This is a genomic window from Gardnerella piotii (assembly GCF_049815665.1).
Taxonomy (GTDB): domain Bacteria; phylum Actinomycetota; class Actinomycetes; order Actinomycetales; family Bifidobacteriaceae; genus Bifidobacterium; species Bifidobacterium piotii.
Map to the genome: position 1 here is coordinate 732,149 of NZ_CP187450.1, position 14,724 is coordinate 746,872.

A 14,724-nucleotide genomic window follows, 5' to 3' on the forward strand; every position below is an offset into this window, starting at 1 on the left:
TATAAATGTGTAGTTGTGTAAGAAAGAAGTGTAGAAACAATGTTTTTATTACCTGAGCAGCAGTTGAGTCGCTGTACAAGAGTTATGCAACAACGCTTATATCCGTATATAAATACTGTTTTATCGCATTGTAAAATTCGAGCCTATGAGATTGCTGGAGAACCTATTTCTTCTGGCGAATTCTTTTCTAAGTTAAAAAGAAACGATATTGCGTTTCGCTCATTTAATGCTCCATGTGTTTGGGGAACAACTTGGGGTACAACGTGGTTTGAAGTTACAGGGTCGATTGATTTTTCAAAGGTAAAAGGGCGCAAAGTTGAGCTAAATGTTGATTTAGGTTGGATTAGCAATCTTTTTCCTGGTTTTCAGGCAGAAGGATTAGTGTATAACGTTGACGGAAGAGTTATAAAAGCTGTAAACCCTTGTAATCATTGGGTTCCATTGATTGATGAGCATAATAATCGTTCGATTAGTATTGATGAAAATGGTAATTTTACTTTATATTTGGAAGCTGCAGACAATCCATTTGTTGAAGGATCTACTCCATTTTCTCCTACTGATTTAGGAGAGCGTGCTACTGGAAAAACTGAATGCCAATATATGTTGAAGTATATTGACGTTACTGTTTTTAATCGCAATATTTTTGATTATTATATGGATCTTGAGACTGTAAGTTCTTTGATGCGCGAATTAAAAGATGATAATCCGCGTTATTGGAAACTAGCTAAAGCTTTACAGCGATCCTTAAACGCGTATGATGAGCATGATTTTTCTACTGTTCAAAATGCTCGTAAAGAGTTGATTGATGTATTAAGTAGCCCTGCTGCAGCAAGCTCTATAAAGCATACGGCTGTTGGTCATGCTCATATTGATTCTGCTTGGCAATGGCCTGTGCGCGAGACTCATAGAAAGGTTGCGCGCACAATATCTAACGTTTTATCTCTTATGGATGAGGACCCTGATTTTACTTATGCTATGAGTTCTGCTCAACAATACGAGTGGCTAGAAAACGAGCATCCTGATTTGTTTGAGCGTATGAAAAATAGGATTAAGGAAGGACGTTTTATACCCGTTGGCGGTATGTGGGTTGAGTCTGATGTAATGATGCCATGTGGTGAATCTTTAATTCGCCAAATGACTTTTGGTAAGCGCTATTTTAAGGAGCATCTTGGTGTAAATCCGCATGGCATTTGGCTTCCAGACAGTTTTGGATATACTGGATCATTGCCTCAAATCGCTCGCCGCGCTGGATTTGATTGGTTTTTAACTCAAAAGCTTTCCTGGAACGATACCACTAAATTCCCACATCATTCTTTCCTTTGGGAAGGAATAGACGGTTCTAGGATTTTGGCTCATTTTCCTCCATCTAATACTTATGCTTCGTCTGTTAGCATGCATGAGTTAGTTTATTCTCAACGCAATTTTTTGGATAAAGATTTATCTGATAACGCAATATTGCTATACGGTTTTGGCGACGGAGGTGGCGGGCCTACTCGCGAAATGACTGCTCGTATTAGGCGTGATCGTAATTTAGAGGGTGCTCCTAGAGTTGATTTCGGCACTCCTGATGAGTTGTTTGAAAAAATACGAAAAGATATTGTTGACGATTCAAATTGCAATACACCAGTGTTTAAGGGTGAGCTTTATCTAGAGTTGCATAGAAAAACTCTTACTTCTCAGCAAGATATGAAGCGCTATTGCCGAATAGAGGAATCATTGTTGCGCGTAGCTGAATATCTTGTTGTTTTAGCTCGAGTTTATGCGCCAGAATACCGTTTTAATAACAATGAGCTTACTAGAATTTGGAAGACTTTATTATTGAACCAGTTCCACGATATTCTTCCAGGCTCTGCTATTGCATGGGTTCATAGGCAAGCTAGAGAAGAATATGCTAGAGATATTTCTTGTTTGCGTAAAATTATTTCAGATCTTGCTAATGCGATTGTAAAAGCTAATAGCACTATTGGCGCGATTGGCACTAGCAGTGCGATTAATATGCGTGAAAATGTAAAGTTATTGACTTATACAGGTAAAAATGATGTTGCTTGGAATTTGTATCAATGCAATGAAAGCAGTAAAAATAATAAAACAACTGTAAAACACAAAAATGATGGTGGAATAATTCTTAATAATAGTGTTTTAAGTGTGACTATTGAACGCGATGGCACAGTGTCTTCTGTTAAAGATATTAAATTTAATCGCGAGCTAATTCCATCTGGTTATCGCATGGCGCAATATGAGATACTAAAAGATGAGCCATCTCAGTGGGATGCGTGGGATATTGAGCGAGATGCGTTTATGAGGAATCGTAAGATTGATGATTCTTCAATTGTTTGCGTTAAAGAACTTTTATCGGGCGGTGTATCTGTTGAAATCTTGGCATGTAAAAAAGATGTTAAGATTCAAACAAATATAATTTTAGAGCCGTGTGTTAAACGACTTGATTTCCATGCGCAAGTTGATTGGAATGCTAAAGAGCAATTTCTAAAAGTAGATATGCCAACATCTATATGTTCAAATAATGCGCAATATGAGTGTCAATATGGTTTAGTCGAAAGGCCAATAGTAAAAAATACTCGTAGTGATGATGCAAAATTTGAATCATGCACGCATAGGTTTGTTCGCATAGAAGATTCCTCGTATGCTGTTGCTGTTGCGAATTCGTCTACTTATGGCGCTGATGCTGCTCCTATTGGTGATTATTCTTCATCTTATGGAACTATGCTCAGATTATCTTTGCTTTCTGCGCCTCTTTACCCAGATCCTAACACCGATCAAGGTAAGCACGAATTTACTTGGTCATTTATTGCTGATGCAAATATGGATTCAGTTCTAAGTACAGCTGATTTTTTGAATTCGCCAATCATTGATAAGCTTCCAGATGTAGATCCGCTGTTTACGATTCATAGAAACTCAGGCCTAATCGCATTAGATTGGGTTAAGCTAGCTGACGATTGTTCTGGAGACATAATCTTGCGTATTTACGAGCCATCTGGTGGCTGCGCAAGTGGGCAAATAAAACTCAATAAAATCTTGCGCGCGGCTTCGATTGAAGAGGTAGATCTTATGGAAATGCCATTGTTGCACGGTATGCCTACAGCTTTGCATAAGAATAATGACGCGTTAAATATAGAATTACGTCCTTTTCAGCTATGCTCATTGCGTATTCACGTTACATCTGAAACTACAGTTTCTATTAATTGATAGGATGTTGAGAGTTTATGAAAAATAAAGGAATTTATTCTAAAAAGAAAATAATAATAGATACAGATTGTGGTTCGGATGACGCTATGGCAATTGCCATGGCTTTAAATGATCCTAGATATGAGATATTAATGTTTTGCACTGTATCAGGAAACGTGTGCATGGAACAAGCGACTATTAATACGCTTACTACTATCGAGCATGCTGGTTCATATGAGCCACCTGTATATAAAGGAAGCAGAAGCATGCTCTTACGCGATTTGGCTTATGCTCATGAAACTCATGGTAGAGATGGAATGGGTGATATTGGTCTAGTGCCTCATCGTTTGAAAGAAAGTAATGGTAATGCTGTTTTGAAAATGATTGAAACTTTGAGAAACAGTGAAGATGGTGAAATAGACATTATTGCATTAGGGCCATTAACTAACATTGCTCTAGCTATTAAGGTTGATTATGAAGCGATGAAAAAAGTTGGTCGCATAGTCGTTATGGGATCTGCTGGTTTAGGCCGTGGAAATGTTTCTCCTGTAGCAGAATTCAATATTTGGCAAGATGCAGAAGCTGCAAAGATATTAGTTGATTCTGGTCTTAAAAATATTATGTTTGTTGGATGGGACGCATGCTTGGGAGAATGTATGCTGAATCCACAAGAAATTGCTAATATTCGCAAAAGTGGAGAACTCGGTAAGTTTGTTATTGATTGTAATAGGGAATTAATGGAAATGAATGTTAGCCGTTTTGGTGATGCTTATCTAGATATGGCTGATCCATCTGCCGTTGCCGCTGCGTTATATCCTGAATGTATAAGCGAGTGCACAAAATATTATTGCCAAGTTGATGCAACTCCTGGACCAAGTTATGGCTCAGTTCTTGTTGATGCTAATTTCTTCTCTGGTAAAACTCCGAATGTTGAAATATGTAGTAGGCTTAATCCCGAAAAATATAAAAATTACATTTATCGTACTTTGCATGTTGTAGATTAGCAAAATTTGTTTTTACCAACATACTTTCTATATTGAAATAATATTTAAATACGACCGAGTTTGTTTATGGCTATTCACAAACTTTCTCGGTCGTATTTATATTTAATGCGTATATTTTCAATATAAATATACTTTAGTTGCCGAAGTCAATGTCTCCAAGCTTTTCAATAAGCTTCATGTTTTCGCTATAATCCACTGGGCAAGATATAACGTCAACACCGCTTTCTTGAGCTAAAGCATCTTTAAGCATGTTGTATAAGTCTTCTGGCTTTTGTACAACGTGGCCTCTAGCTCCAAAGCTTTCTGCCAATTTTGGAACATTTGGATTAGTAAAATCAACGTATTCGTGTTCTCCAGCGTGCAAGTCCATCTTCCACTTAATCAAACCGTATGCGTTATCTTCCCAAACCAATACCACCATTCTAGAACCAACGCGAACAGCGGTTTCAATCTCTTGAACGTTCATCATAAAGCTGCCGTCGCCCATAACAGCAAGAACAGGCTTTGTGTTGATTTTTCCACTATTATCTTTAATGAACGATGCTCCAACAGCTCCAGGCAAAGTCCAAGCCATTGTAGAAAGACTGTTGTCTATAATGCACGTATTTGGATGCATTGTTGGGTAAAGCCTTGCCATCCACATTTTTAGTGCGCCCGTATCTACAAGAACCTTAGTTCCTTCTGCAACAGCGCGACGAGTATCGTAAACAACGCGCTGAGGCTTCATAGGAATGCTGTTATCGTTTTCAAACGAACGCAACTCGTCTGTAATCATTTGACGAATCTTTGGGTGAGTTACGTCAAAAGTAACGTTTCTATCTTTAAGCACACTTGTAAGCGCTTTAAGCGTTTGAGCAATATCTGCCATAATGTTTAGTGCAGTAGGGTAGTGAGCGTCTGTGTCTTCAACAAATGTGTTTATGTGAATAATCGTCTTGTCAATATTTGGATTAATCTTCTTAGGGTCAAATTGCTGAATTGAGAATCCTACAGCAATAATCAAATCTGCTGTGTCGAAAGCAAAATTCTCATAATCTCTATGCATAAATCCAACTACGCCAAGAGCATTTGGGTGGTTGTCTGGGAACACGCCTTTGCCTTCAAACGTTGTTGCAACTGGAACATTAAGCTGTTCTGCAAAAGCGAGAAGCTGTTCTTGAGCGTGGCTTCTTGCAACGCCGTTTCCTGCAAGAATAATCGGCCTTTTTGCTTGGCTAATTATTTTAGCAGCTTCGTAAATTGTGTCTGGAGCTGGAAGAATATGTAACGGCTTTGGAAGTGGAAGTGGCTTTGCGTCTTCTGGAACGCTCATTTCGCTAATATCTTCTGGAATAACAAGGCATGTTGCTCCTGGGCGCTTTCTTTGAGCGATTGAGAAAGCTTTGCGAACCATTTCTGGAGCTGTGCTTGGAGCAAGCATCATAGAAGACCATTGAGTGATTGGTTGGAATAGTGCTACTAAATCAATGATTTGGTGAGATTCCTTGTAAAGTCTAGATACGTTTCCTTGAGCACATATTGCAACAAGCGGAGTTGTGCTTGCATTCGCTTGAGCTACAGGAAGTGTAAGATTTAGTGCTCCAGGCCCCAGCGTTGCCAAGCATACGCCTGGCTTTCCAGTAATATGCGCATAAGTTGCGGCCATAAAGCCTGCGCCTTGCTCGTGGCGAGTAAGCACAAAGCGTATATTTCCATTTCGCTCAATTGCCTCTAAAAGTGGAATATTTTCTTCTCCTGGAATTCCAAAAACAACCTCAACGCCTTCGTTTACAAGGCATTCTACGATTAAGTCTGCTGTGTTTCTTTTATGGCTTGCTGTTTTTTGAGCTTGCGATTCTTGATTTGTCATAATTGCGTTTTCTCGCTTTGTGCTTAATATGCTTGTTAGCCTTGCGACTTCTTTTCCATTTATAATATAGGCATCTAAGACATGTGTTGCTTGCGCGTGTCACAAAAATGGGCGGATTTTTGCATATTCGCTTTGTGGCAAAACTAAAGCGCTTTTAGCACCCTATGCCTTGTTATTTCAACGATTTTGTCGGGAATTTTTGCCTCTTTGGATTGGGTTTCTTATACAATTTTATAAGTTGTGTATTTTAGTTGCGGAGGAATGATGAGGCGTTGGCTTCTGAATTTGGTCAAATGTGAGACCATCCTTATTGTGGCCGCCGTTTTAGCTGTTATTTCTTGTTTTTTCGTTCCGCCCGATGCGCAATATTTTAGCTACATTCACGTAAACACTATTTCTCAACTTGTTTGCTTAATGATGGTTGTTTGCGGATTTCAGCGAATAGGCGTTTTTAGAAGTATTGGCGCGAATCTTCTTAGAAGAGTTAGGACTGAGCGCGGATTAGTTCTGGTTCTTATGTCTCTAACCTTTTTCTCGGCAATGCTTATTACTAACGATGTTGCTCTTGTGACTTTTGTTCCTTTTGCGATTTCTGTTTTAATGATGGCGAATGCCGAAAAGCACGCGATTCTTATTGTTACTTTAATGACGATTGGCGCAAACGTTGGAAGTATGCTAACTCCTATTGGTAATGCGCATAATTTGTATCTTAAAGCGCTTACTGGAATGTCTACGGGCGATTTTATTTCCATTATGGCTCCGTACACACTTACTGCTGCGATTCTTATGATTGCGTTTGCGTTTGTGTTCTTTAGTTCTAAAAAAGTCGATCAATTTGAAGGATTGCACGGAGACGACATTGAGCAAGGCGTTTTAGCTCCGCATTCTAAATCACCTAAGCCAGACGAGATTCGCGTTATGGGCTACGGTGTTGGCTTTACTCAATGGCGAGTTGTTGTTTACAGCCTTTTATTTATTTTGTGCTTGTGTGGAGTAGCTGGCTGGATTCCAGACTGGATTATGGTTTTGGCAGTTGTTATTGCCTTTATTATTTGCGATTCGCATGTGTTCCGTGCTTTGGATTGGGCTTTGCCTCTTACGTTTATAATGTTCTTCATTTTTATTGGAAACATGCGCCGAGTTCCTGGATTTACCGAGATTGCGCAAATGTGGGTTGGCTCTCACCCTATGGAAGTTTCTGTTGTTTCTAGTCAAATGATTAGTAATGTTCCAACTACTATTTTACTTTCTGGCTTCTGCGACCAGTGGAAGATGCTTATTATTGGCACTAATCTTGGCGGTATGGGAACGCTTATTGCGTCTATGGCATCTTTGATTTCGTACAAGAGTATTACGCATAAGTACCCTCATAATAAGGGTCGCTATTTGCTTATGTACACAATTGTGAATCTTCTTTTCTTAGCTGTTCTGATTGGCTTAGCTTGGATTATTGAGTAGCGTCTTTTTGGTTTTGCGCGATTTTTGTCGCCATGCGGCGTGTCTTGTATAAGAATTATTGTGATTATTTTCACATATTTTTAAGTTATTGACGAATAAAAGATTATTAATTTTCATATTATATACGATTTTGTTATATTATTTTCTGTTAAATCGCGATTATGCATAATTATTTTCATTTTATTTGCGATATGCCTAAAAATCGCCATAAATTGGATATAACGTTATAACAAATTTATGTCTTGGCTTATCCATTATTATGACTTTTGAATTAAACAAATTTGTGCATATTCTGGTTTGATTTAGCTAATTACACTATCTCTCTTGTAATTTGCGTTTTCATGCCAAAATGTGTCTAAAAATATTAACATACAAAATAAGGAGAGAACTGTGAACGGTATTCTTTCTATACTGCTCGATGTTTTCCGGCAACCAGCTGTAATAGTTGCAATGATTTCTTTGATTGGACTTGCAGTTCAAGGCAAAAGTTTTTCTAACATTGTACAAGGTTCGATTCGTACAATGGTTGGATTTTTGGTTTTGGCTGCAGGCTCTGGCGTTGTAACTCAAGCGCTTGATCCATTTGGAAGCATGTTCCAATATGCTTTCCACGTTCAAGGTGTAGTTCCAAACAATGAGGCAATTATTGGAACCGTTCTTTTAAAGTACGGCTCGGAATCTGCTCTCATCTTCTTCTTTGGAATGATTGTAAACATTATTCTTTCTCTAACATCTCGTTTCAAATTCATTTATCTAACTGGTCACGTTGCTTTTTACATGGCTAGTATGATTGCAGTAATCTTCAATGTTGCAGGTTTTAATACATTAACTCTTATTGTTGTTGGTTCTCTTGCACAAGGCTTATTTATTACGATTTCTCCAGCGTTGGTGCAATCGTTTATGCGTAAAGCTTCTGGCGAAGATGACGTAGCTCTTGGTCACACTGCTAGCAGTGGTGTTCTTATTGGAACTTTAGTTGCAAAGCTTACGCGCTCTAAAAAGCATCCGTCTAAGTCTACTGAAGATATTAAGTTCCCGTCTGCTCTTGGATTCTTAAAAGATACTACAGTTTTGATTGCGCTTTCAATGGCCATTATTTACGTTGTAGTTGCTCTTTTTGCAGGTCCAGAATTTATTGAGACTAAGCTTTCTGGCGGCCAGAACTTTATTGTGTTCGTTATTCTTAAAGCAGCAATGTTCTCTGCAGGTGTATTTGTTATTCTTGCAGGCGTTCAAGTTGTTTTAGACGAGATTGTTCCAGCATTTAAGGGAATATCCGAAAAATTGGTTAAAAATGCTAAGCCAGCATTGGATGCTCCTATGACATTCGGTTTTGCTCCAAACGCCGTTCTTATTGGATTCCTTGCAAGCTTTGCTGGCGGAATCGTTGGAATGGTTATTATGGCTTTGGCTGGAACAACTGTTGTTATTCCAGGAATTGTTGCGCACTTTATGGCAGGTGGCGTTACGGGAGTGTTTAGCAATGGTCAAGCGGGTAGAAGAGGATGCGTTATAGGCGGTTTTGTTAATGGCCTTGTTATTACATTCTTGCCTTTGCTTCTTTTGCCTGTTTTGGGCAATATTGGCTCTGCAAATTCAACCTATTCCGACGCCGACTACGGTGTAGCAGGCGTAATGCTTGGCTATTCCAACGTTGCTGGCGGAAGGGTTTTGCTTATTGTTGCAATCGCTATTCTATATGTTCTTTTCTATGCGTCGTCAATAATATTGACTCGTTTAGAAAAGAAAAAGTTAAATCGCTAGCAGCAAACAATTCCGCTTCTAGCGCGTCGAATTATAGATTGACCTAATAGACTGATACAATTAAGCTAATATATGTTCAAAAAGCACTTTTGTAAGAATTGTCTTTGAATCGTAAGATTTTGGAATCATAGGTCTTTGAATCGTATTGTTTTTGAATCGCAGGGTTCTTGAATCGTAGGGTTCTTGAATCGTAGGATTTTAGGCAATTCTTACAATTGTTTTTCTAATCATCCTGTTTGGAGAGTGAATTGTGGCTGAAGGTGTACCTAAATATGTAGCAGTGCGCGATAATCTTAGAAAGCGCATTGACTTAATGAAGCCGCAGGAGCAGCTCCCTCCAGAATTAGAATTATGCAAACAATACAACGTTAGTCGAATAACGCTTAGGCATGCAGTAGATAGTTTGATACTAGAAGGCTTGCTTGTTAGAATCCAAGGAAAAGGAACTTTTAGAGCAAAGAATATTGTTCATAGCTCTAATCGAGAAGTTATATCAGATAAAATTCAAGGATTCTATCAAAATTATTCCGAAAACAATACAAACGTGCGAATCAAGGTTATTCAAAACAGCATTGTTAAAGACGAGTCGGCTGCGCATAAACTTGGGCTAGACGAATCAGAAGACTTGATTTGCATAAAGCGACTAAAATACGTTGATAACGTTTTATCAAGTTATATTGTTGTTTATCTTTCGGCATCTAGATTCCCTAAGGTTTTGAATATCGATTTTTCTAAGCAATCAATAGTAAATTTCTTGGAAAGCGATTATGCTGTAAAGCTTTACGAAAATGATTTATTGATTCGCGTTGAACAGTTATGCGACGATATGTCTGAATTTTTGCATGTTGAGCCAAAAACGCCAGCGCTTACTGTTGAGTCGATTGTTAAAGATTCTTTTGGCTCTATAATCGCCTTTGGCGTTGGCATACATACGCCTAATTATGGAGATATTCAGTTTAAGATGCACGTTAATTCGTAAGCTTTGCGCTGTTTTGTACGATGCAAAAATCCCCGTTGCCAAATGAAATCAAATGGTAGCGGGGATTTTTCAAACTCTAATCAATTCGCACTTATGCGATTATTAAAGAGCGTTGATTGCTACAGCAAGGCCAGACTTGCGGTTTGCAGCCTGATTCTTGTGAATCACGCCACGGCCTGCAGCCTTATCGAGCTTCTGAGAAGCTACTGCAAAAGCAGCCTGTGCAGCAGCCTTGTCACCAGCGGAAATGGCTTCGCGAGTAGCGCGGATAGCAGTCTTCAAAGCAGACTTTACTGCCACGTTACGCTTGTGTGCCTTTTCATTGGTGAGCACGCGCTTTTTCTGCGACTTAATGTTTGCCACTATTACTCCAAACGACGTTTACTATACTAAGGACATACAGTGTGCAAGCATAGCATGGTTTATGGATAAGTGTTTCTAGGCCAGTCAAGTGTTTCTAGGGTAGTCAAGTTGCTAACATTAGTTAGTTGCAATACTTTTCGCATATTTGATTGCTCGTATAGTCTTAAAAGGAGATATTTGCTTTGATTACACCGCATAACCAGCCAGGATTTACGGATCAATCGCTGATACGCAACTTCTGCATTATTGCGCATATAGATCACGGCAAATCTACTGTAGCGGATCGCATTTTGCAACTTTCGGGAATCGTGCCAGAACGCGAGATGCGAGACCGATTTTTGGATCGCATGGATATTGAGCAAGAGCGCGGAATCACTATTAAATCGCAGGCTGTTCGCGTGCCGTGGACTTTTGACGGCAAAGAGTATTCGCTTGGAATGATTGATACTCCTGGCCACGTTGATTTTACTTACGAAGTTTCGCGTGCGCTTGCAGCATGCGAAGGTGCGGTTTTGCTTGTGGATGCAACTCAAGGTATTGAAGCGCAGACGCTTTCTAACCTTTATATGGCAATCGAACACGATTTAACGATTATTCCTGTATTAAACAAAATCGATTTGCCTAGTGCGGAGCCAGACAAGCATGCAGAAGAAATAGCTGGCTTAATTGGATGCAAGCCTAACGAAGTTTTGCGCGTTTCTGGCAAAACTGGCGAAGGTGTAAAAGATCTTCTCGACCAAATCGTACTGGAAGTGCCATCTCCTAGTGGAAATCCTAATGGAGCTGCTCGCGCGCTTATTTTTGACTCCGTCTACGATTCGTATCGCGGAATCGTAACATATATTCGTATGGTTGATGGCGAGCTTAAATCGCGTGAAAAGCTTCACATGATGGGCATTGGCATGACGCACGATCCTATTGAAATCGGTGTTATTAGCCCAGATATGACTCCAACAAAGGCGCTTGGAGCGGGAGAAGTCGGCTACGTAATTACAGGCGCAAAAGACGTTAGCCAATCTAAAGTTGGAGACACAATTACTAGTGCTGCGCACCCTGCGGCTAAGCCGTTGGAGGGCTACAGAGACCCTAAGCCTATGGTTTACGCAGGTTTGTTCCCAATCGATAACGCGCAATTCCCAGAGCTTAGAGACGCGCTAGATAAGCTAAAACTTAACGATGCTGCTCTTATTTACGAGCCAGAAACGTCTGTTGCATTGGGCTTTGGTTTCCGTTGCGGATTCTTAGGTCTTTTGCACATGGAGATTGTTTCCGAGCGTTTAAGCCGCGAGTTTGGCTTGGATCTTATTTCAACTGCTCCAAACGTAACTTACGACGTTACAAGCGAAGACGGTACCGAGCATCATGTGACTAATCCTAGCGAGTTTCCAGAAGGCAAAATCAAGCGCATTATTGAGCCAATGGTTGCTGCCGACATTATTGCTCCAAAAGATTTTATTGGCGCGATTATGGATTTGTGCCAAGATCATCGCGGAGAAATGGGCACAATGGAATACATTAGTGCCGACAGAGTGGAAATGCACTACAGAATTCCTCTTGCGGAAATCGTTTTTGACTTCTTCGATCAGCTTAAAAGCCGCACAAAGGGCTACGCTTCTCTTGACTACCACGAAGATGGCGAGCAAGCTGCAGATCTTGTTAAGGTAGATATTCTTATTCAAGGAGATAAGGTCGACGCTTTTAGTGCGATTGTTCACCGAGATAAGGCTTATTCTTACGGCGTTATGATGACTAAGAAGCTTCGCGGACTTATTCCTCGTCAACAGTTTGAGATTCCAATTCAAGCTGCGATTGGCTCGCGAATTATTGCGCGCGAAACGATTAGTGCGCTTAGAAAAGACGTGCTCGCTAAGTGCTACGGCGGTGATATTACGCGTAAGCGCAAGCTTTTGGAAAAGCAGAAGGCTGGTAAGAAGCGCATGAAGATGCTTGGGCACGTTGAAGTTCCTCAAGAAGCGTTTGTTGCAGCTTTGGCTACAGACGATAGTGCAAACGATAGAGACACTAAAGATAAGATTCGCGCTGCGCAAAAATCCGAAGGATGAGGCTTATATTGAATTTTGAATCGAACAATACTAGTGAAGATTCGCGTTCAATCATGCCTTTTGAAGTGTACGTGCATGTGCCATTTTGCTTGCGTCGATGCGGTTACTGCGATTTTAACACGTATACAGCTCGCGATTTAGGCGAAGGTGCAAGCCGAAGTGGGTATGCGGATGTTGCGATTCGCGAGATGCGTCTTGTAAAAAAGTGGCAGGAATTTCACGGGATTTTTGAGCCTAAAGCGCAATCTGTTTTCTTTGGTGGCGGCACTCCGACCGTTCTTAAAGCGCAAGATTTAGTGCGAATTCTGCGCGAAATCAGCGAATTGTGGGGCATTATGCCTGGTGCAGAAGTCACTACGGAAGCAAACCCAGACACTGCAGACGAGCATTATGTTGAAGAGCTTGCAAAAGGCGGATTTACGCGAATATCTTTTGGAATGCAATCGGCTGTGCCGCACGTGCTAAAAACGCTTGACCGCACGCATACGCCAGAAAACGTAGCGCGCGGAATTAAAGCGGCGAACGCTTGTGGCTTGCGTTCGAGTGTTGATTTAATTTATGGCGCGCCAGGGGAGAGCATAGATGATTGGCGAAAGTCTGTAGAAATGGCTTTGAGCTTGGGTGTTAACCACGTTTCCGCGTATGCGCTAACAGTAGAGCCGCGCACAAAAATGGGTCGCCAAATTGCTGCTGGCATAATTCAAGCGCCAGATGACGATGATGAAGCAGCAAAATACGAGTTGGCAGATAGTCTTTTTAGTTCTGCTGGCCTAGAGTGGTATGAGATTTCTAATTGGGCGCGCCCTGGTTTTGAGTCTCGTCACAACCTTGGATATTGGAAGAACATTGATTGGGCTGGGATTGGCCCTGGAGCGCATTCGCATTACAATTCGGCGAGCGGTCTTAGCAAGCAAAGCATGGATGATTGTGCTGTTTTGGCGGATTCAAGCAAGTTTTACAATCTTAGATCTTGGGATATTTTGCATCCAAAACGCTGGGCGCAGGCGATTAATGCAGGAAACGTGCCTTGGCAAAACTACGAGTGCATAAATAGTGAAGATGCGTTAATAGAAGAGGTAATGCTTGGGTTGCGCATTAGGGAAGGACTTAGTGTTGATGAATTGTGCGCAAAGATGCGTAAAGCCAATTGCGAATTTGACGATTCGTATTTGCAAAAAGTGCTAATCGAAGTGTGTAAAGAAGATTTGGCAGTGTTGCGCGAAAATCATATTATTGCCACTCAAAAAGGGCGTTTATTAAACGATTTATTAATCGAAAAAATTGTTGACGCGTGCCAAAATGGCTTAGTTATGCGCTAAAATGATTCGTATTGTGTGAAAATTCAATTCAGAAAGGAATCAGTCATGGCAAACCGCAAGGAGCGTAGAGCAAAAGCCAGGCAGAGTCGTAGGGGAATCCCATCTCAATACGATCAGACGAATGGTCGCGGTCGCGGTGGAATGATTGACGAGTACAATTTGCAAGAACATTCAAGAAGACTTCAAGAAAATGGCGTTGATGGATGGAAGCCATCTTCTAGTGTTACGCAAAGCCAGAGTAAGATGGAGCAAAATATTAAGCACGCTCAGGCTGGAGACGATACGTGGAATGCTGTTCGCAAGGTTATTGGCGTGTGCTCTTGGGCTGTGCTTTTGCTTTCTGCGTTTGCGTTCTTGGTGATTATGTGGCTGCCGAGCCAACCAATGGTGCTTGTTGTAACGATTGCTGTGTTATTTGCTTTGGGCGTGTTTGGGCTGTTCTTTAGCTTTAGCAACTCTAAGCAAAATCCGCGCCTAGACGAGCATGGCACCGCGATTTAAGTGTATTTATGTCGATTTAAGCGTATTTAGGTCGATTTATGTGTGTTTATAGATAGATAAAACTGTTTTTAATAATTTAATAAATTAAGGCGGGCACTTTGGTAACACAATGTGCTCGCCTTAGTTATTTGTGTGCATTGTTGTTTTTCTGTGTCTTGTTGTTTGTATCTTGCTTTTTCAGTATATTCACCTAATTCGCAAAGTGGTTTTAAAGCTATAAATGTATTGGGGGGGGGGGTAT

The 14,724-nt window shown here is 40.6% G+C and carries 10 protein-coding genes; 8 read left to right on the forward strand and 2 right to left on the reverse strand.

All coding sequences use genetic code 11. The features are described 5' to 3' along the window. The first annotated feature begins 39 nt into the window (after window positions 1–39). Window positions 40–3,204, forward strand: a complete 3,165-nt coding sequence (locus ACPEIW_RS03085; protein ID WP_425664321.1) for an alpha-mannosidase — start codon at window positions 40–42, stop codon at window positions 3,202–3,204. A gap of 17 nt (window positions 3,205–3,221) precedes the next feature. Next, window positions 3,222–4,187 carry a nucleoside hydrolase gene (locus ACPEIW_RS03090; RefSeq protein WP_115793897.1) on the forward strand — a complete coding sequence of 322 codons (966 nt, stop codon included), beginning with the start codon at window positions 3,222–3,224 and terminating at the stop codon, window positions 4,185–4,187. A gap of 133 nt (window positions 4,188–4,320) precedes the next feature. On the opposite strand, the gene ACPEIW_RS03095 is transcribed toward ACPEIW_RS03090, so the two are convergent. Then, window positions 4,321–6,036 carry an acetolactate synthase large subunit gene (locus tag ACPEIW_RS03095; protein ID WP_425664323.1) on the reverse strand — a complete coding sequence of 572 codons (1,716 nt, stop codon included), beginning with the start codon at window positions 6,034–6,036 and terminating at the stop codon, window positions 4,321–4,323. 264 nt (window positions 6,037–6,300) lie between these two features. On the opposite strand from ACPEIW_RS03095, the gene ACPEIW_RS03100 reads away from it, so the two are divergent. The 3 genes from ACPEIW_RS03100 to ACPEIW_RS03110 all read left to right on the forward strand — a co-directional run bounded on the left by ACPEIW_RS03100 (window position 6,301) and on the right by ACPEIW_RS03110 (window position 10,237). Next, window positions 6,301–7,494: an SLC13 family permease gene (locus ACPEIW_RS03100; RefSeq protein ID WP_425664396.1), complete on the forward strand. Its 1,194-nt coding sequence runs from the start codon at window positions 6,301–6,303 to the stop codon at window positions 7,492–7,494. A gap of 390 nt (window positions 7,495–7,884) precedes the next feature. After that, window positions 7,885–9,258, forward strand: coding sequence for a PTS ascorbate transporter subunit IIC (locus ACPEIW_RS03105; RefSeq protein ID WP_425664325.1), 1,374 nt, complete (start codon window positions 7,885–7,887; stop codon window positions 9,256–9,258). Window positions 9,259–9,508: 250 nt separating this feature from the next. Continuing rightward, window positions 9,509–10,237: a GntR family transcriptional regulator gene (locus tag ACPEIW_RS03110; RefSeq protein WP_421781229.1), complete on the forward strand. Its 729-nt coding sequence runs from the start codon at window positions 9,509–9,511 to the stop codon at window positions 10,235–10,237. 102 nt (window positions 10,238–10,339) lie between these two features. On the opposite strand, the gene rpsT is transcribed toward ACPEIW_RS03110, so the two are convergent. After that, a complete protein-coding gene (gene rpsT / locus ACPEIW_RS03115; protein WP_004130697.1) occupies window positions 10,340–10,600 on the reverse strand; it encodes a 30S ribosomal protein S20 in 261 nt (86 codons plus the stop codon). 182 nt (window positions 10,601–10,782) lie between these two features. On the opposite strand from rpsT, the gene lepA reads away from it, so the two are divergent. Genes lepA through ACPEIW_RS03130 form a run of 3 tightly spaced genes read left to right on the forward strand, consistent with a single transcriptional unit; the run spans window position 10,783 to window position 14,483 of the window. Beyond that, a complete protein-coding gene (gene lepA / locus ACPEIW_RS03120) occupies window positions 10,783–12,663 on the forward strand; it encodes a translation elongation factor 4 (RefSeq protein ID WP_425664328.1) in 1,881 nt (626 codons plus the stop codon). Next, entirely contained in the window at window positions 12,660–13,982 is a 1,323-nt protein-coding gene (hemW, locus tag ACPEIW_RS03125; RefSeq protein WP_425664330.1) for a radical SAM family heme chaperone HemW, read from the forward strand. Before lepA ends, hemW begins: the two co-directional genes overlap by 4 nt. A 45-nt stretch (window positions 13,983–14,027) precedes the next feature. Then, window positions 14,028–14,483, forward strand: a complete 456-nt coding sequence (locus ACPEIW_RS03130) for a tripartite tricarboxylate transporter TctB family protein (protein WP_425664332.1) — start codon at window positions 14,028–14,030, stop codon at window positions 14,481–14,483. Window positions 14,484–14,724: the final 241 nt, after the last annotated feature.